The sequence below is a fragment of the Legionella longbeachae genome (genome assembly GCF_004283175.1).
GTDB classification, from domain to species: Bacteria; Pseudomonadota; Gammaproteobacteria; order Legionellales; family Legionellaceae; genus Legionella; species Legionella longbeachae.
In genome coordinates this window covers 112,164-131,393 of the sequence record NZ_RXNW01000003.1, presented here as the reverse complement: position 1 = coordinate 131,393, position 19,230 = coordinate 112,164, and the positions used below count along the sequence as shown (strand labels likewise).

Sequence of the window (19,230 nt, the reverse complement as noted above, 5' to 3'; positions counted from 1 at the left end):
GGATGTTGACTCAACAAATCTACCATTCAAGAATTACTTTACCTGACTGGCCTGAAGCCATAATTTGAAACGCATGCTGGTACTCATCAATTGGAAAATGATGCGTTATTACTGGTGAAATATTTAATCCGCTTTGCAACATAGCAATCATTTTATACCAGGTTTCAAACATTTCACGACCATAAATTCCTTTAATGACCAATCCTTTAAAAATAACCTGATTCCAGTCAATAGGTGTTTCTTGAGGAGGAATACCTAACATAGCAACATGCCCACCATGATTCATTACTTTCATCATGTCATTTAAAGCCATAGGATTTCCTGACATTTCAAGCCCTACATCAAATCCCTCAATCATTCCTAACTCAGCAGCAACATCGGAAAGTTTTTCATATTTGATGTTTACTGCACGTGTAACACCCATTTTTTTTGCCAGTTCCAAACGGTAATCATTCACATCGGTAATTACTACATGGCGTGCGCCTATATGTCTTACTATGGCTGCAGCCATAATACCGATAGGCCCTGCACCAGTGATCAATACATCCTCACCAACAACATCAAAAGCTAAAGCACAGTGCGTTGCATTACCAAAAGGATCCAAAATTGAAGCCTGCTCGCCAGTAATGTTATCGGGAAGCACGATAACATTAGTAGCAGGTAAGGATAAATACTCAGCAAAACAACCTGGTCTATTTACGCCAACACCTAAAGTATTGCGACAAAGATGTCGTTTTCCTGCGCGACAGTTTCTACAAACGCCACAAGTGATATGACCTTCCCCTGAAACTCTTTGACCAACATTTAAGCCTCGTACTTCCTGGCCTATAGCAACGATTTCTCCATAAAATTCATGCCCTACAGTCATAGGCACAGGAATAGTTGCTTGTGCCCATTCATCCCAGGAATAAATATGGATGTCAGTGCCACAAATTGCCGTTTTTTTCACTTTAATTAATACATCGTTAACGCCATATTCCGGCATAGCAACTTCTTCCATCCAAATTCCAGGTTCCTTTTTCGCTTTGACTAATGATTTCATGAAGTACCTCAAAATATGATCCTCTCTACCCTATGAGAGAAGAAAACTTTACTTAATGTCGCCCAATATAAAAATAAGGTAATTTTATATCGAACTGCTTTTTAGAAACTAAATCTATATAAAAGCAATGCATTTTTGCTCAACAAGCTTCAAACATATCGAACTTAGGCTACTTAAATAACAGAGAACTCCTTACCTACAGTCTCAAATGCAGCAATTGCTTTATCCAAATGATGTAACTCATGAGCAGCTGACATTTGCGTGCGAATTCGAGCCAACCCTTTTGGAACTACTGGATATGAAAAACCAACAACATAAATACCCAACTCTAATAAACGATTCGCCATACGCCCTGCCAAACTGGCGTCGCCCAGCATTACAGGAATAATTGGGTGTTCTCCAGGAATGAGTTTAAAACCTAAGCGGGTCATACCTTCACGGAAATATTTGCTGTTACGTTTCAATTTTTCAGCCCAATGGTTATTTTTCATTAAATTATCTAAAACGATACAAGAAGTATGTGCGATTACAGGAGCCAGGGTATTTGAAAATAAATAAGGTCTGGAACGCTGGCGCAACCATTCCACAATAGTCTTATTAGCTGCCGTATAACCTCCTGAGGCTCCCCCTAAAGCTTTACCGAGAGTGCCCGTAATGATATCCACTCGATCACTTACTCCAAAATGCTCTGGAGTTCCACGACCCGTTTTTCCCATAAAACCAACAGCATGAGAGTCATCAACCATAACCATGGCGTTATATTTATCCGCTAACTCGCAGATTGCCGGGAGATTTGCCAGGATTCCATCCATAGAAAAAACGCCATCTGTTGCAATTAATCGAAACCGTGCATTTTGGGCGGCGATTAACTGTTCTTCCAATGCCTTCATATCATTATTTGCGTATCGATAACGCGCGGCTTTACATAAGCGTACACCGTCAATAATACTGGCATGATTCAATGCATCACTAATAATTGCATCATCCTCCCCTAACAAAGTCTCAAAAAGACCTGTATTTGCATCAAAGCATGAAGAATAGAGTATCGTATCCTCTTGATTTAAAAATTGACTAACTTTCTGCTCCAGCTGTTTGTGAGGAGTTTGTGTTCCACAAATAAAACGCACGGATGCCATGCCATAACCATACTGAGCTAATGCTTTTTGTCCTTCGGAAATTAACTCGGGATCATTAGCCAAACCTAAATAGTTATTAGCGCAAAGATTTATTACTTCTTTGTGATTTACTGTGACCGCAGCCTGTTGTTGACTGGAAATAACTCGTTCTGACTTATACAAGCCTTCACTCTTAAGTGTTTCTATTTCTTTTTGCAAAAAGTCAATAAATTGCTCACGCACAGTATTCTCCTAATATTGAATTTTCGTATATTATAGCTTGGGTGCGATGAAGAGAAACAGGAACCCGTTTCGCTGTACTCAAGCTTCAAAACATGAGGAAACAACCCGCTTTCAAAAAAGGTTGCCCCATTAAAAGATGCAGATCATAACAAACTTTAAACAGAGTAACCATGAAATTTAGGATTCAAACATTATTTCTTAGCACATGAGTTGATTTTTTGCTAAGATTGAGTCCAAGTTTTGAAATTGCATTGGCCATTCGTTTCTGCCGCATTGTTTCGCAGCAAATCTGCGGAATCCAAAATCAATTAAAATATGGATCTCATGCAGGCATGTTAATTGAAACAAAACTCTAGGAAATAAACTGGCCAATTATACAATCTAAATAATCAACACGGTAGAACAAATGAGTTATCAAAGCGCACGCGTTAATATGGTTAAGCAACAACTTCGAACTGGCGATGTTTTAAACGAATCCATACTTAATTTGTATGAAATAATACTCAGACATGAGTTTGTTCCTGAGCAATTTACCCATTTTGCCTACTCTGATATGCAAATTCCACTCAATCATGGGCAACGAATGCTTACTCCTTTAGAAGAAGGGCTAATTTTGCAAGCACTAAATCTTCAAGGCCATGAAACAGTATTGGAAGTAGGTACAGGAAGTGGTTTCTTTACCGCCCTACTGAGTAAATTGTCTAAGAAAGTGATCAGTATAGACTATTACGCTGATTTTACAGTTCAAGCGGAAAAAAAATTAAAAGCACATCATTGCAATAATGTAGAATTAATTACAGGTGATGCATGTAGAGGTTGGTTAGAGAAAGCTCCTTATGATGTTGTTATCTTCACTGGTGGATTAGAAAAAATAACTGAAACGGAAAAACTCCAAATTCTACCTGGCGGTAAGCTGTTTGCTATATTAGGCAAATCCCCTGTATTGCAAGGCAGGTTATATGAACTAGACCATAATGAAAATTGGCATGAGTCGCTACTTTTTGAAACAAATATTCCTTTATTGATTGACAAGTCAAAACCAAAAGAGTTTGTATTTTAGGAATTAGTTCAAATGAAAAAATTTTTGTTCTGCACCCTCATGACTTTAGGTCTATTGCAGCAAGCATTTGCAACAGATCTGATGGATATCTATCATCAAGCCCTTGAAAATGATCCTTTGTTCAAGAATGCCTATGATACTTACATGGCTAATGCAGAAGTTCTTCCACAGGCACGTTCTGCACTACGCCCTCAAGTTGGGATTACAGGTCAAGCGAGTCGTAATTTTTTTCATGTGAATGATGGTTTTTTTACCATTCAAGATACCTATTATAACTCTAGAACGTGGCAAATTTCGGCATCCCAGGCAATTTTCAATTTTCAAGCATGGGCGAAAGTACAACAAGCCAAAGCATCTGTAAAAGCAGCCCAAGCTGTTTTTAATGATGCAGCACAAGATTTGATTCTCAGAACTGCAAAGGCATATTTTGATGCGCTCTATGCTCAGGACACGCTCAATTTTGCTGAGGCGAAAAAAAGAGCAAACAAACGTCAATACGATCAAGCCCAACAACGTTTTCAAGTTGGGCTTGATCCTATTACTTCTGTTTATGAAGCAAAAGCAGCCTATGATCAATCTGTAGCTACCGTAATTGCTTCACGAAATAACCTAATCAATCAAAATGAGAACTTAAGAAAATTAACCAATCATGTTTATGATTCGATGGCACCTTTACGTAACGGTGAAATTCCATTAATCAAACCAGAACCTAATTATGCCGATCAATGGGTCGATACAGGATTGAAACAAAACTATAAGTTACTGTCAGCCAAATACAACCTCGAGGTAGCACGTGAAAACGTAAAAGCTCTATCCGCAGGAAATTGGCCTGTAATTTCACTTCAAGGAAATACAGCAGAAACATCAAATAGTTTAAATACTACAACCGACAATAATCCCTTATTGCCTGTAAATCAAAAACAATCGACCGTTGGACTTGCCTTGAATTTTCCAGTATATCAAGGAGGACTGGTCCGCTCTCAAACACGCCAAGCAAAACACAATTTTCAAGCCGCAAGTGAGCAAGTCGAGCAGGCCTATCGAAATGTAGTTGTAAATAGCCGGATTGCGTTTAATACAATCATCGATGGTATTAGTAAAGTTAAAGCGGACAGGCAGTCGGTTATTTCCCAGAAAAATTCATTAGACAGCACGGAGGCACAGTTTGAAATAGGTACACGTACAATGGTAGATGTAGTTAATGCCCAACAACGCTTATTTGAAGCTCAAAATTTACTGGCTAATGACCAATACAATTTAATTAATGCTGTTTTAACGTTAAAATATCAGGCTGGAACATTAAATGCTAATGATCTGGAACTAATAAATTCTTGGTTACAAACAACAAGGGTTAAGGGATTCCCCCAAACTGGAAATACCAAATAACGATTTTAATATAACCCCACTAAATGAGTTTTCAATAATGTCGAATCCTTCCCAAATTGAAAAAAAATTGCTTCATTACACAGGTAAAGCCATTGCAGATTTTAATATGATTCAGCGTGGTGATCGAGTTATGGTTTGTCTATCAGGGGGCAAAGACTCTTTTACATTACTTACCATTCTCAATCAATTGCGTCGTCGTTCGGGTAATAAGTTTGAACTTTTTTCATTTACACTGGATCAAGCACAACCTGGTTGGAATGATTCTGCTTTACGTCAATGGCTTAAAGAGCGTTCGATTCCCCATGAAATCTTGACGCGTGATACCTACAGCATCGTTAAAGAAAAAATCCCCGAAGGCAAAACCTATTGTTCATTGTGTTCTCGACTGCGACGAGGCATTATTTATCGTTACGCTGAGGAAAATGGTTTTAACAAGATTGCTCTGGGTCATCATCGAGATGATCTGGTTCGAACCTTAATGATGTCCATTTTCTATAATGGGGATATTCGCTCTATGCCGCCGAAATTACTCAGTGACAACAAAAAACACATTGTGATTCGCCCATTATGCTACGTTCAAGAAAATGACATCATCACTTATGCACAAGAGCAAGCATATCCAATTATTCCATGCAATCTTTGTGGTTCTCAAGAAAATTTAATGCGTAAAAAAGTAGCTCGCTTAATTGATCAACTTGCAGAAGAAAACCCTAAGGTACCCAGTAATATCCTTCATGCCCTGCAAAGCATCAAACCCAGCCAGCTTATGGATCAAAATATGTGGAACTTTAGAAATCTGGAACATGAGTTAATCAATAATCAGGTAAATACTGCAAATGAGATTTTTAGCCCCGAAGAATTTGACACTGTAGATGAATAAAATTCTGTGATAATTTGAACAAAAATAAAGGATCCAATGCATTTGGAGTTCTATATAAATAAAGAAATTTCTTTATATAGAACTCCTCCTCTTATTCTCTCCATATTTACATATATTTTTTATACTAAAATAAGCAAATAGATTTTTTTCTACACGGAAAGTTGGAATTAATCACACAATCTTAACTAAAAAGCAACATTTTTGTAACATTTTTGTAACATTTTTGTTTTATTAAATATCACTTTAGTCTAAAATTAGAAAAAATTTTTTAATGATATATTAAATTGCTATTATAGGAATTTCTCCATGCTTACAAATACAACGGTTGACTCTCGTATATTTCGAATTTATACAAAGCGTTTCCTTAAATTTGATTTTGTCGCAGCCATAGTCGTATTTCTCGTGGCTATTCCTTTGTGTTTAGGGATTGCATTAGCCTCTGGCGCCCCTTTGTTTTCAGGAATTTTAAGCGGGGTAATCGGTGGAGTTGTTGTTGGTTGCCTAAGTGGCTCCCATGTCAGTGTCAGTGGCCCGGCAGCAGGGATGGCCGCTGTGGTTGTCGCAGCAATTGCTCATATTGGTGATTTTAATTCATTCTTACTGGCGTTGGTACTTGCCGGTTTGCTGCAAATAATCATAGGCAGCTTTAGAGCCGGATTTATAGCAGACTATGTACCTTCAAACGTGGTACAAGGTTTACTTTGTGCGATAGGAATTTTATTAATTATCAAACAACTACCACTTGCCTTTACGCTGTCTGCAGATTTTAATGAACTTAAAACCCATTTATTAGAAACAACAGAAGAAATTACTTTAAGCCCTATTCTCGCACTCTATCATCACATCAATTCGGGAGCCTTGCTGATTACCACCATTTCTTTAGTCACATTAATATTTTTTGATTTAACAAAAAATAAAGTACTTAAAGAAATACCCGCACCGATTATTGTGGTGATTTTAGGCGTACTGCTCAACGAGCTATTCCAATGGACTGACTCAAATCTTGCTCAAAACTCACCACAGTTAGTTAATATTCCCCAAACAAACGATTTTCATGAGCTGTTTAGCAAATTTGAATATCCTAACTGGTCCTCCTGGACTAATCCTAAAGTTTATCTTTATGCGTTTATTATTGGTATTGTCGCTTCCCTTGAGACCTTACTAAACTTTAAAGCTGGTGAAAAACTTGACAAAAAACGTCGTCATCCTTCATCGAACCGTGAATTAGTGGCACAAGGCGTAGGCAACGTAACCGCAGGATTAATTGGTGGAATTCCAATTACATCCGTAATTGTTAGAACCTCCATTAATATTCAAGCAGGCTCTAAAACTAAAGTATCTAGCATTCTACATGGTATCTTTATCTTATTTGCAGTGATGTTAATTCCTGGCACACTCAATAAAATACCATTGTCGTCATTAGCGGCTATCCTGATGTACACTGGTTATAAACTGAATAAACCCTCCATTTATAGCTCGATTTATGCTCAAGGTTATGATCGCTTTATTCCCTTTATAGCTACTGTCATTGGGATCATTGTATTTAATCTTTTGATGGGTATTTTAATCGGACTAGCAGTAAGTCTGTTCTATATTTTAAAATCAAACAGCCAAGCACGCATCAATATTATTAAGGAAATTCACACTACTGGGGTCATCTATCGTTTAGTACTCCCACAACAAATGACTTTTTTAAATAAAGCGGCTTTAATTGCGGAACTTAATTCTATACCTAAAGAATCACAATTAATTATTGATGCGCGTTATTCCCAGTACATCGATAAGGAAATTTTAGAGTTATTAAAAGAGTTTCAGGAGCAACAAGCCCCTAATAAGAAAATATCCCTAAATCTTATTGGGTTTAAAACACACTATAAAATTCATAACCACATCGATTTTATTAATGTAACTACATATGACGTACAGTCACACTTATCCCCTGCTGAGGTATTAAATATTTTAAATGAAGGAAATCATCGGTTTTTGAATGGTAATTTAATTCATCGCTCTAATTTGTTGGATATTAAACACACTGCAAAAGAGCAACATCCTATCGCTATAGTTCTTGGCTGTATTGATTCCAGAGTACCCGTTGAAACTATTTTTGATATGAGTTTTGGCGATATTTTTTGTGTACGTGTTGCAGGTAATGTGGTCAATAATGATGTGCTTGCCAGTATTGAATATGCCTGCAGCGTGGTTGGTGTAAAATTGATCATCGTTCTTGGCCACACTCGTTGTGGCGCGATTCAGTCCGCATGTGATGGAATTGAAAAAGGACATATTACCGAGTTGTTGGAAAAAATAAAACCAGCCATTAATGCCGAAAATCAAACAGCACATGATCGCCATAGTAAAAATGATACGTTTGTTCATCATGTCACAGACTTAAACGTAGCAAATACCATGCAAAATATTTATAAACGCAGTTCCATTTTACATGACATGATAGAAAAAAATGAAATTGCCATGGTTGGTGCCGTCTACGATGTACAAACAGGCAAAGTCCATTATAAAGACTATGTTTATGAATTAAATCAGCTTGATGGCAATGAGAATAACCACTTGGCTTCCAAATTAAACGCTTTATTAAAAGAAGCCAAGATTCATATTTGAACTTATAGTGTATGCGCAAAGTAAAAAACCTTTTTGCTTTGCCGCACCCAAGATTTTTCACATTAAATAGCAGTCCCATGTAGTTCTTCTACTTCATCTGTTTTTGCACAAAAACTTCTGTATAATGCCTGAAATCAAAGAATTAAATCAGGAGCTGAAATGCGTGCATCTCAATGGTTTTTAGCAACCCTTAAAGAAACTCCCAACGATGCTGAAATTGTATCTCATCAATTAATGGTGAGAACAGGAATGATCCGTAAACTGGGTTCCGGGCTTTATACCTGGATGCCTCTAGGTTTAAAAGTATTACGTAAAATAGAACAAATAGTTCGCGAAGAAATGAATAACATTAATTCAATGGAAGTACTTATGCCTGCAGTCCAGCCCGCTGAGTTATGGCAAGAAACAGGACGATGGGATACTTTTGGCGGCCAACTGCTAACCATGAAGGACTCCAATGATAGAGAATACTGCTTTGGACCTACGCATGAAGAAGTTATTACGGATATTATGCGCCATGAGTTGCAATCTTATAAACAACTTCCTGCGAGTTTTTATCAAATCCAAACTAAATTTCGTGATGAAATTAGACCTCGTTTTGGCGTCATGCGCGCACGTGAATTCATTATGAAAGATGCTTATTCTTTCCATTTAAACCTGGAAAGTCTGCAAGATACTTATAAAGATATGTATCAAGCATATTGCCGTATTTTTGATCGTTTGGGACTAAAATATCGTGCCGTAGAAGCAGATACTGGAGCGATTGGCGGTTCTGCCTCTCATGAATTTCAGGTATTAGCTGATTCAGGTGAAGATTTAATTTTTTACAGCGATCAGGGTGATTATGCAGCGAACATTGAACAGGCAACAAGCTTAAAACCCGCTAAAGCGACTCCAACGAGTCAAAAAATAACTCTGGTAGATACACCAAACAAAAAAACTATAACAGAGGTTGCTGAATTCCTACAAGTTTCAAGTAATCAAACCGTCAAGACATTAATTGTCAAAGGAAAAGAACATCCGATGGTTGGGTTAATTTTACGTGGTGATGATGAGCTCAATGAGGTTAAAGCTACAAAGCATCCCTTAATTGATACCCCTTTACAATTCATCGATGAAGAAACGATTTTAAAAAATTTAAATACACCAATTGGATCACTTGGACCAATTAACTTAACAATACCTATAATCGCTGATTACCATGCCCTTGCCATGGACTCCTTTATCTGTGGCGCAAATCAAGCAGATAAGCATTATCAACATGCAGCATGGGACAAAGATGTCAAAGAATATCTTGCCTTCGATTTACGCAATGTGAAAGATGGAGATATTAGTCCTGATGGCAAAGGAACGCTTTATTCGTGTCGTGGTATCGAAGTTGGCCATGTTTTTCAGCTGGGTGATAAATATGCTAAGGCGATGAATGCTGTTGTTATCAATGAGCAAGGCCAATTAGAAACCATGTTAATGGGATGCTATGGCTTAGGCATTACTCGGGTCGTTGCTGCTGCCATAGAACAACATCATGACGAAAAGGGTATTATATGGCCGCAAAATATCGCTCCATTTCAGTTAGTGATTATTCCTTTAAATGCCCATCGCTCACCTGAAGTTAAAAAACAGGCAGATAGATTATATGAACAATTCAAAAATTTAAGCATTGACGTTTTAATCGATGACCGTAACGAACGAGCTGGCGTGTTGTTTGCCGATCATGATCTTATTGGCATTCCTCACCGCTTAGTAGTCAGTGATAGAAATATTGAACAAAACTGTGTGGAATATAAAAGCAGGGCTACTGGCGAAATGCAACAATTCAACTTAGATACAGCAGTTGATTCAGTACTGAAATTAATCTCAAAAAGTTGAGGTATTGAGTTTCAAACATAAGTATGATGCGGCTTGTTAATTCAATGTTAATAAGCCCTCATATTTTTTCTTGTGTAAATGCAGTTGCTCCGCGCAGAGTCCCATGACTTTTTCATAATAAAATAAGGCAAGATCCTTTTGAATATCGCATTCTATTCGCGTCATCTCCAGCAAATTTGCTACAGCTTGACAACACTCGTCTACCGAGCAATGTCTGGCAAGCATCTCTTTGATGCGCACTGCTTGCTGAAAAAATTGATTATCCAGTTGGGTTGTTCCTTCAATAAGCGTCACCGTAGCATACAATAATTTTTCCAATTCTTTTAACGGGAGTGATTGGTTGTATCCACCTAAATCTTGATGAATGCCATCTACGGATAATCCGATACCAGGGATTAATTCGTCATTAAATTCATAGCCTGATTCACAAGGATAAAGTAGATATTGCTGCATTCTAATCTCTGATTCAGCCATATTAGCGTAATCAGGTGTCATCCAAAATTGAGTTTGCAATACATGAGATTCAATTTTTGCACGTTGACTTAATAACTTGAGGGCTTTGGGTTGAGGCATTTCTGTGATTAAACTCACTGCTGCAGCACAACTATCAAACATTAATACCCCTAGTTGATGCCAAACCTCTTTTTTTGCTCTACAATCATCCATTTTTCTTGTCACCTTATCTCCATAAGTACCCAGTGTTAGTTGCAGCACTAACAAATACTCCGCAATGGTATTAAGGTACAAATAATTACCAAATATTTGTCGTTTTCCAGTATAAATAGAGCTGGCTGTACCTGTAGAAGAATCTAAAAAGGTTTGATGATATCCACCCGTCAATATTTCTGGAAAATTTTCACGAGTAAACTTTTCAGGAGTAAATAAGCTGCTTAGAGGTAAATTGTCACCAAGATCTGCCAAACCACTTGCACGCAGATTTACAAATTCAACCGATTTTTGCCATTGATCAATTCGTCCTAAATGAGGCTGAAACACTTTTAGAAGTTGGACCAAGGCATAATATCTACCCTTGTCTTCGCGTAGCTCCTTATTAACTTGAGTATGAAAGATGTCTGCTAATTGGGTAAATACAATTCCCTCTTTTAAAAGTACAAAAAGGTCATGCATATTTTTCTTTACTGATGAAGCTAATTCAGAAATTGTTTGTTGCTCATCATGCAAGTAAGTAAAATACGAAAGTGGAGCATTGTAGACATAAACTTCAAGCTCCTCTGAATCACTAATAAGCTCTATAAACTGCTCATAATGGGGTGATTGACAACACTGCTGCAAAATTTCTGTTCTCTTAACTGGATACACCCCAAGTGGTTTTGGTAAGTCACTTTGTAAATTCAACCGATGCTGATGTTTTATTAGATAATTCGTCATTTGATACTCTTTGGATAAACACGATTTAACTTCCCCTTTTTTAAGTACTTTTACAGCAAACACATTGTTTGAATCATCGGAAAAAAGCATCGTTCGTCCCTGAATACGCAAGAAATGTTCTTTACTCATCTGGTAACGAAAATCAGAATTAATCGCCTCATCCTCTTTGAGATAATCATGTTCTGGATAAAATTTTACATGCTTGGGCTGCGTTCGTAACAGCAAATTATCGGTAATGTCCGCGTAATAATATTTTGTACAGACTGAGGAATGCATTGCTCTTTCACTTGAATTTGCTGCAAAAGATTGAATTACCCATAACATGTATATCAGATCGGGAAAGAAAAATGCAGGAGACTCTTTAAATTGGCGGATAAATCCAATTTGATTACGGGTTAGTGCTTTATTATTAAATTCAACAATAACAGAAGCGATAAAATTGGAAGAAGGTGATTGGTGTATTAACCAGCTAATAATTGGAAATTGGCTTTCTTGAAGGTAAGAACCAACCCTGCTCCATAGACCAGATTCTATTCTTTTAAGAATATCACTAAAATTTATTGCTTTATGAAGCAATTGCTTTTTCTTAGTTTTATCCAACTCTACTGCTGCGAGCGATTTAAGAAAAAGAAAATGGCTCACCAAATCCTCGACTGATTTTTTTTTAAATTGACTTTCTTGGATGTATGTTTCCAATGATAATAAATAAGCATCTATTAATTCTTGCCTTGTTTTTTCAAATGGAATTTCTATTAACGGAATTGAAACTCCACGATGAACTGCAACAGGCGGTGGCAAAAAGGTTTGTTCCATGATGCTCTCCACAGTAAATTTGAGTTTTTTGCAAAACAATCTGATTTAGTAAGTCAATACAACAGCTTAAAATGGATTTTTTTGCTTAATTGACCTATTTATGAGTTTATCAACGTGGAGTGAACGGAAGCTTAGATGAAAACGAATATGTGGAATACTCTAGTCTTTTGTAGAATGAAAAAATAATACTGGAATTATATTAATTCAACATCATGCAAAAAATGACAATCAGTAATAAGAAAAAATAAATCTTGCCATAAACTTGATCAGGAATAAGATTGCTGAAATTTATACCTATTTTCGCGCCTATAATACTACCTAGGAATATGTTAATTAAAGCCGGCCAATATAAATAACCGGTGCTGTACGGCGGTAAATGAGGTATATGAAACCCCGCCGCTATAAAAATAATACTGCCTATCAAACCACTTGGTGCAGCAAGTCCATTTGCAAGTGCAGAAGCCTTGGTCATTGTCAATCCATAATGCCTAAGGAATGGAACAATAATCACGCTCCCTCCTATTCCCAATAAAGCGGCAATTGTTCCTGTAAAATAACTGACACAATACAAAAGTGCATGAGTCGGCATTTTGTGGGCAGTGAGTTTATCTGTAAAAAATTCCTGCTTCAAATTTCTTAGTAAAACCACAAAAATCAAAATTAAAAATGCGTATTTGAGCTCCTTGGCACTTAAAATTGTAGCGATTAACGCACCACTTACAGCACCCAAAGCAACAAGTGGTAACATTTTTCTTAATAAGATCATGTCCATATTTTGTTTCAGATAATGCAACCATGCGGCATAAATCATATTTATAAACATCAGCATTAAAGATGTTCCTACAGCCAAATGCATGGCTAATTCTTGTGGAATACCATCAAATGGTAATAACCAGAATAACAATGGAACCACAACAATTCCCCCGCCGAAACCAAACAAGGTTGCCAGTAGTCCGGTTACTATTCCAGCAAATAAATAAATGCTTATCATATATTTTGATCTTCCTTGCCTGCAATTTCATAAGAATTAAGCTGGATTACAAAATCCTCCGCAACTTTAAAATGCAGACAATTATTTTTTAATTTTTTAATATAACCCAAAGCTTCCAATCTATTGAGTACTGCGAGTATTTCTGTAGATAGCTCATAACGTAATCTTGGAATCGATGAATTCAATATCGCCTCTTTATCAACCACAAAAAATTCTCTTACATCTCTGTAATTAGCGCTAGCAAGATCAGCTTTAATGGTATTCATAAAAACAGGATGGTCATTAAAAAGACGCTCTAAGTCAAACTTTTTAGAATCAATCTGTTTAGAATATCTACGTGGATTGATGAATTTTTGCAAAAAATACTGGCCAATTATGGTTACAAAACACCCAGTAAAAAAACCATAAATAAATGAAATACTCATAGATACTATTTTAAAGTTAGATTTATTAATTCTTCTAGATGAATCTCTTAAGGATTCATCATTATGGCAAATTATATAACAAAACCTTTATAAAAGTTAATTGATAAACAATCAGGTAACAAATAACAACATATCCTTAAAATCATTACCCTTCGTTACGATAAATGAGAAAAAAGTGACCTTGATTTTTCTCCCAGGCATTAATACACTGGAGCAAATTACCTGACCAGTTACTTATCATGCGGTATACTAACAGTATCTAAATTACCACTTATAATTCAGCAGAGGACATATGCTTAAATATTACTCAATTTTTTCTCTTGCAGCCATAGTTGTTTTGTTAACCTCCTGTGGTCCCATCTATAATACCGAATATAGTTATATTCCACCTAAATCAGATGTAGCAAAAATGTGTACCGCTCAATGTGTTCAGGGAAGAAATGACTGCGAACAAAGTTGCCGGGTCGACAATGAAAATTGCAGACTAAGAGCACAACAAAGCGCTTTGTTTGAATATAAGCATTATAAAGAAGAACAAACGCGAATGGGTTTACCAATCAATAAAACCATTAAAGATTTTGATAGAAGCAGCAGCTGCAATAACTCATGTCATTGTGAATCTACCTATAGGGAATGTTACTCCACTTGTGGTGGAGAAGTCAGAGAGCATCAAGTTTGTGTCGCATTTTGTGACAAAAAGGCATAGAGTCTATTGCCAATTGGTTCCCCTTGTTACCCTCACGAGGTTTAAACAAGGGGCTTAATGGAGCAGATTGAATTCTCAACACGCCCTAATGGTTTTGCTTTAAATTTGAAAAATTCGCAAGGAATGATGGAATCCAGTTGCGATGCAATATTTTACAATTTGATAAATATTTGCCAAACTTTACGTTACTCCAGGGTATTACGTGAATTAATATGAAAAAAGCAATCCTCTATTTCTTTGCATTCATTGGCGCCTTTGCATTATTAATTTTTCTCTATCTTTGGCTTGGCAGAGTATCGGAACAAACGATGTATGGAGCAGCTGGCCCTGTTTCCATGCCTGCAGGAGAAGCAATTCCCACTACTATAGCCATGCAAAGAAATCAATATCCTCAAACTACGAACCCACCTTCAGAAAATACTATGAGAGGAATGATAATTCGTAATGCAAATATATCCTTACAAGTAAACAATATTAGGGCTGCGATGCAAAAAATTACTCAACTCGCAGAAAGTTCTGGTGGCTATATAGTGAATTCAAATATAACCCAAGACAGCAACAATGTCGGAAATACCTCTGCCAATATTAAAATAAGAGTACCAGCTCAAGGATTAAATGATGCATTAAGTGCCCTAAAATCACTTGCAACCCAAGTCATCCAAGAATCTATAAGCGGTGAAGATATTACGCAACAATATGTTGATCTACAAAGCCAACTTACAAATTTACAAACCGCCAAAGAACAACTCGTAAAAATTATGGCAAATGCCACTAAAACATCTGATGTTTTGAGTGTATTCAAACAATTAACTGAAATTCAAGGTCAAATTGATGTTATTCAAGGACAAATTAAATATTACAAAAACTCTGTGGCTTATTCATTAATTAATATTGATTTGAGCATGAATCCAATGATTCAAACAGCGCAGCAAAAACAATGGAAAATAACGGAAGTATCCATTAACTCCTATCATGCATTAATTGATAAATTACACCAGTTCATTTATGGTTTAATTGAATTTTTTATCTATTTTTTACCATTGATTGTATTATGGATTTGTATTTGCTTAATTGTTTACTGGATAGGAAAAAAAATTTGGAGAATCCTTTAATAAAGGTAAATCCAACTACTTAACTCTACATTACCCAGATTAGGTATAGCATCATCCACTAAGCTCCTGACATAGCGCAAGTAAAATGAGGTTAAAAAGTGTAAAGATGGCAGAGCCTAAGAAACTTGCAACGCTGTGTAGTGCTTGGTGTGTGGTGCCATAAACCTAATCCAGAAGTACACAAAACCTATATTTTATAAGAAATGGGTTCATTTAAATCAGGACCGACCTTAGTATAAGATAGATTATGTTTATTAATACCTGTCTTATCTTTAAAATAAATGATATTTAAATTTCTTTGATCAATTTTGTTACCATCAAAATTAACTAAATATGCTTCCATATTATATATATGTAAAGTAACACTAATTGATACATTCAAACCTGTTCTACATTTGAGCTGATGCACAAAAGTGCTTGTTAAATCATCGCCATTGCTATGAAATCTGTAGCGATCAATGCGATTGACAAGCCGCGCTGATTTCTCTCCAGTTGGTTGATAAAATTTCTCGGATATAGGGCCTTCCAGAACAGTTACAGTACCTTTATATTTATGGTCATGAATTGTTGTTTTCTGCCTGGGTGCAAATGCAAATATCCATATCGAAAAGGGATCAGATGAATCATGATCATAGAGTAGGTATCGCCCTACGCCTCTGGGCAGATTCGTTGAGGGATCAGCTGGGGTATAGACACTATGATCTAACTTTAATGAACCCTCAGCAAGTAACCTGGGGAGGCATTTTGAAACCGTATCATAATCTACAACCTCCAATTCATTCATTACCTTTTCTATTTTTTTTCTATTTGCTTCCCTTACAAGCTCGATATTATCTTGCATATCTATTCCTTAAATGATCTTTTTGTATTGAGGTCAATAGCCTTTAAATATGTCATTTTTCATTTACGTATATAGCCAATAATAAGCATAGAAATCAATGAATTAATTTCAATTTTTAAAGTTTTTCATCACATTCTCAATTTCTCTTAAATGGAAATGAGTTTAGGAAAAGCTTTTCATGAAGGTTTAGCACTTCCTAATTAGGGGCTAGATGATGAGGAGTTATCGTGAACAGGATTGTTTACTTGTGCTCTCGATAATGTACTTGATCCATGCCAACTAAAAAAAAGCATTCTGCTTATAGCATTTAACTTCATTTCTCTTTTTTTATCATATAATTCGTCAATTATTTTGATTGCCTCCATTAACAAATCTGGCTGGGACAATAAGCCAAAGGATTCATGAGCACTTTTAAGAAGTAGAGAAGCTTGTTTTGTTATCGGAATATCTGAGAGACGCACTCGTAAAGCCTCTCTGTAATAATTTTTCAACGCGCGACGGCAAGTATCGGTATATAGAATTCTTTTTTTATCATAAAACTCTTTTAAAATTAGCAAATCCTCAAGGGGCAGCTCTTCTTTTTGAGATCTTGCAATTGATTCCCAAAGAATTTTATCAGCAGCAATTTTTTCATGAAGCTCCTTAACCACTTGTTCATGATCTTTTGTTTGCTCCATCATAGAATGAATCGTAACCAGGTTATTAATGTTCTGCCCAGGAGAAAACCCCTCTTTTGCGTTCAATTTTTCCTGTTCATCCAATTCGATGCTGTACCGGCGTTGGCATTTTCTAAACTCATCCTGAATTTGATTCAAGGTGGTTACAAGGTTCACCTGTAGAAATTGAGGAAGTCCCTCAAAAATCCGGGTAAGCTCATTAACAATGACTCCCTTTGTAACAATTTGAGTGACCGACGGAAACTCACTGGCTAAAATTATAAATTGGGTGAAATCTTTTTGAAATTGCTGAAGCTTCATTATGTCATTAGCAGTTTTCTCTGGATAAGGTATCTCTTGAGTTTCGGTTAAAGCCCAATTCATACGCTCCCACAGATTGGGATTTTTTAGTACCATTCCAATGAGTACACTTGAATTTATAAAATCCATTTCATGAAGGCAAACATGAGCAAGTTGTGAATCAGACATAATACACAGAGCATTCTCCAACTCATTTAATAACACTTGATAGAGTAAACTGAAATCATGTAGATATTTTTTTAAAGCATCAAATAAAAAATGAATGGCAGAAGACTTGGCAAGCATAACTGAGTTTTGGGTATCTTGTAATATACGAAGGGTTACAAGAATATTAAAACTCGTAGTTAACACGGTTTCTGTAAATTGCCAATAAACTTCTGAGGGAGAAACTTCTATTTTCGTATGAGAAGAAAAAAAGGGTTTTAAATCTGCATCAAAAGTGAATAAATTGCGATAAAAGGAACTTATTGAATGAGACTGTAGCATTTTACCAGACAAGCCCATATCACCCAGATCATGAGAAAATGAAAATATCTTTTCAGCTTGACGCAACAAACTGTCAATAAAGAAATTAAATTTTTGGGCTAACTTAGCTCGATCAATACTATTAAAATCAAAAATGCTCCGTTCATCGGATAAAGAAAGTATATTTAGCCAAATATTCATTTGCTCTGCAAAAAGAGTAACCTGATTCACAGGTAACACTATTGCTGTAGGTATGCTTTCAAGATACATCATTTGAGGTTGTTCTGTATCAGTTATAGCAGTTGGAAAATCTTGTAGTACAGTCATTTTTCTTAATCTATTTGACAAGATCGCTGCTAAATCATGTGCGAATTGTTGATATTGACCATTTTCGCCAAAACTGATGCCATTAAAGGACTCCATACATAAATATTTTGTAAGTTCTGTTTTAGTCTTGCTATCTAGTAAATCAGGGGGAATTTGTTTTAAAACGGTGCTGACCATATCGACAAAGAGATCTTCATTTACCATGTTTTGTAGCAGTCTTGCCTGTTCTGCAAGAGCAGGAAACAAGCCTTTAATTTTTCTATAATTTAGAAAATAGCCTTTAGTATATCCTTTAGGATTAAACCATCCTTGATATTCAAAGGGATAAAATAGATCTTCATTGTTTTTTTTGTGACCATAATAACGAAACGCCGCCCCCCAATCGATACGTGCAAATTGAATAAATATCATTTCAACTGAAGACATCACATCTAAACAGACCACATTGCCGCTATGTACACTATGATCCCCCAAGAGCAAAGAAAACATTAATGCCACAGCAAGACCGTAATATTGTTTTAATTGGGTGAGTAATAAATAGGATTGAGGTCCATAAAACATCTCCACCAATGGATCTCGATCAGAGCCATCTCGATAACCAGTACCAATGATTTTGTATAACTCTTTGAATTCGACTTTAGGTTGAATAAGTCCATAACTACCATCATCAAATTGAATCAATTGAGCACAAATTAAGGATGAGTGATATATTTTGTCAATCAAACCACGGTGCTTAAACTCTTGTAACAATAAACCAGCAAACAATTCTGTGAATAATTCTCGAGGATCCTCTGGTTTTTTTACAAAATACTCCATGCCATCTGAATCACGATAAAATCCGTCTACTTTATTTTGATTTTTTCCACCTTTTTTATTTTTAAACTTAGTGAGTATCTTGCCGTTGTAAGTAAACATCCCTGACTCAAACACGCTTAATTTACAGATAGTTTTATCATTTTTTAATCTTGTGGGA

The 19,230-nt window shown here is 36.2% G+C and carries 14 protein-coding genes; 7 read left to right on the top strand and 7 right to left on the bottom strand.

The genetic code is table 11. The annotated features are described in order from the left end of the window. Positions 1-19 precede the first annotated feature (19 nt). Together tdh and EKG34_RS04000 are read right to left on the bottom strand one after the other, a co-directional pair. Complete coding sequence (tdh, locus tag EKG34_RS04005; protein WP_003632552.1) at positions 20-1,042, bottom strand: L-threonine 3-dehydrogenase; 1,023 nt, start codon at positions 1,040-1,042, stop codon at positions 20-22. 173 nt (positions 1,043-1,215) lie between these two features. Continuing rightward, positions 1,216-2,400: a glycine C-acetyltransferase gene (locus EKG34_RS04000; protein ID WP_003632554.1), complete on the bottom strand. Its 1,185-nt coding sequence runs from the start codon at positions 2,398-2,400 to the stop codon at positions 1,216-1,218. A 406-nt stretch (positions 2,401-2,806) separates the two neighbouring features. Between EKG34_RS04000 and EKG34_RS03995 the strand changes: the two genes are divergently transcribed. The 5 genes from EKG34_RS03995 to EKG34_RS03975 all read left to right on the top strand — a co-directional run bounded on the left by EKG34_RS03995 (position 2,807) and on the right by EKG34_RS03975 (position 10,211). Continuing rightward, positions 2,807-3,460 carry a protein-L-isoaspartate O-methyltransferase family protein gene (locus EKG34_RS03995; protein ID WP_003632556.1) on the top strand — a complete coding sequence of 218 codons (654 nt, stop codon included), beginning with the start codon at positions 2,807-2,809 and terminating at the stop codon, positions 3,458-3,460. 12 nt (positions 3,461-3,472) lie between these two features. Beyond that, positions 3,473-4,846 carry a TolC family outer membrane protein gene (locus EKG34_RS03990; RefSeq protein ID WP_012978890.1) on the top strand — a complete coding sequence of 458 codons (1,374 nt, stop codon included), beginning with the start codon at positions 3,473-3,475 and terminating at the stop codon, positions 4,844-4,846. Between the two features lie 37 nt (positions 4,847-4,883). Beyond that, positions 4,884-5,726, top strand: a complete 843-nt coding sequence (gene ttcA, locus EKG34_RS03985; RefSeq protein WP_003632558.1) for a tRNA 2-thiocytidine(32) synthetase TtcA — start codon at positions 4,884-4,886, stop codon at positions 5,724-5,726. A gap of 306 nt (positions 5,727-6,032) precedes the next feature. Continuing rightward, a complete protein-coding gene (locus EKG34_RS03980) occupies positions 6,033-8,342 on the top strand; it encodes a bifunctional SulP family inorganic anion transporter/carbonic anhydrase (RefSeq protein WP_003632559.1) in 2,310 nt (769 codons plus the stop codon). A gap of 159 nt (positions 8,343-8,501) precedes the next feature. Continuing rightward, positions 8,502-10,211, top strand: a complete 1,710-nt coding sequence (locus EKG34_RS03975; RefSeq protein WP_003632560.1) for a proline--tRNA ligase — start codon at positions 8,502-8,504, stop codon at positions 10,209-10,211. Between the two features lie 36 nt (positions 10,212-10,247). On the opposite strand, the gene EKG34_RS03970 is transcribed toward EKG34_RS03975, so the two are convergent. The 3 genes from EKG34_RS03970 to EKG34_RS03960 all read right to left on the bottom strand — a co-directional run bounded on the left by EKG34_RS03970 (position 10,248) and on the right by EKG34_RS03960 (position 13,829). Continuing rightward, positions 10,248-12,413, bottom strand: coding sequence for a SidJ family T4SS effector polyglutamylation protein (locus EKG34_RS03970; RefSeq protein ID WP_003632561.1), 2,166 nt, complete (start codon positions 12,411-12,413; stop codon positions 10,248-10,250). A 199-nt stretch (positions 12,414-12,612) separates the two neighbouring features. Next, positions 12,613-13,404 (bottom strand): sulfite exporter TauE/SafE family protein, encoded by a 792-nt coding sequence (locus EKG34_RS03965; RefSeq protein WP_012978889.1) that lies wholly within the window; start codon positions 13,402-13,404, stop codon positions 12,613-12,615. Beyond that, on the bottom strand, positions 13,401-13,829 hold the full coding sequence (locus tag EKG34_RS03960; RefSeq protein WP_012978888.1) for a hypothetical protein: 429 nt from the start codon (positions 13,827-13,829) through the stop codon (positions 13,401-13,403). The genes EKG34_RS03965 and EKG34_RS03960 overlap by 4 nt, the downstream gene beginning before the upstream one ends. A gap of 292 nt (positions 13,830-14,121) precedes the next feature. Between EKG34_RS03960 and EKG34_RS03955 the strand changes: the two genes are divergently transcribed. Next, positions 14,122-14,535: a hypothetical protein gene (locus EKG34_RS03955; RefSeq protein ID WP_003632566.1), complete on the top strand. Its 414-nt coding sequence runs from the start codon at positions 14,122-14,124 to the stop codon at positions 14,533-14,535. Positions 14,536-14,747: 212 nt separating this feature from the next. Next, complete coding sequence (locus EKG34_RS03950; RefSeq protein ID WP_003632568.1) at positions 14,748-15,647, top strand: DUF4349 domain-containing protein; 900 nt, start codon at positions 14,748-14,750, stop codon at positions 15,645-15,647. Positions 15,648-15,834: 187 nt separating this feature from the next. Here the strand turns inward: EKG34_RS03950 and EKG34_RS03945 are convergent, their stop codons facing one another. Next, positions 15,835-16,488, bottom strand: a complete 654-nt coding sequence (locus EKG34_RS03945) for a cupin domain-containing protein (RefSeq protein WP_003632569.1) — start codon at positions 16,486-16,488, stop codon at positions 15,835-15,837. A gap of 200 nt (positions 16,489-16,688) precedes the next feature. Next, positions 16,689-19,172 (bottom strand): LepB GTPase-activating domain-containing protein, encoded by a 2,484-nt coding sequence (locus EKG34_RS03940; RefSeq protein ID WP_003632570.1) that lies wholly within the window; start codon positions 19,170-19,172, stop codon positions 16,689-16,691. Positions 19,173-19,230: the final 58 nt, after the last annotated feature.

What these genes read in the sequence shown, in the direction of transcription:
- tdh (WP_003632552.1), bottom strand. Translation starts at nt 1,042, where the DNA reads ATGAAATCATTAGTCAAAGCGAAAAAGGAACCTGGAATTTGGATGGAA.
- EKG34_RS03995 (WP_003632556.1), top strand. Translation starts at nt 2,807, where the DNA reads ATGAGTTATCAAAGCGCACGCGTTAATATGGTTAAGCAACAACTTCGA.
- EKG34_RS03990 (WP_012978890.1), top strand. Translation starts at nt 3,473, where the DNA reads ATGAAAAAATTTTTGTTCTGCACCCTCATGACTTTAGGTCTATTGCAG.
- ttcA (WP_003632558.1), top strand. Translation starts at nt 4,884, where the DNA reads ATGTCGAATCCTTCCCAAATTGAAAAAAAATTGCTTCATTACACAGGT.
- EKG34_RS03980 (WP_003632559.1), top strand. Translation starts at nt 6,033, where the DNA reads ATGCTTACAAATACAACGGTTGACTCTCGTATATTTCGAATTTATACA.
- EKG34_RS03975 (WP_003632560.1), top strand. Translation starts at nt 8,502, where the DNA reads ATGCGTGCATCTCAATGGTTTTTAGCAACCCTTAAAGAAACTCCCAAC.
- EKG34_RS03970 (WP_003632561.1), bottom strand. Translation starts at nt 12,413, where the DNA reads ATGGAACAAACCTTTTTGCCACCGCCTGTTGCAGTTCATCGTGGAGTT.
- EKG34_RS03965 (WP_012978889.1), bottom strand. Translation starts at nt 13,404, where the DNA reads ATGATAAGCATTTATTTATTTGCTGGAATAGTAACCGGACTACTGGCA.
- EKG34_RS03960 (WP_012978888.1), bottom strand. Translation starts at nt 13,829, where the DNA reads ATGAGTATTTCATTTATTTATGGTTTTTTTACTGGGTGTTTTGTAACC.
- EKG34_RS03955 (WP_003632566.1), top strand. Translation starts at nt 14,122, where the DNA reads ATGCTTAAATATTACTCAATTTTTTCTCTTGCAGCCATAGTTGTTTTG.
- EKG34_RS03950 (WP_003632568.1), top strand. Translation starts at nt 14,748, where the DNA reads ATGAAAAAAGCAATCCTCTATTTCTTTGCATTCATTGGCGCCTTTGCA.
- EKG34_RS03945 (WP_003632569.1), bottom strand. Translation starts at nt 16,488, where the DNA reads ATGCAAGATAATATCGAGCTTGTAAGGGAAGCAAATAGAAAAAAAATA.
- EKG34_RS03940 (WP_003632570.1), bottom strand. Translation starts at nt 19,172, where the DNA reads ATGTTTACTTACAACGGCAAGATACTCACTAAGTTTAAAAATAAAAAA.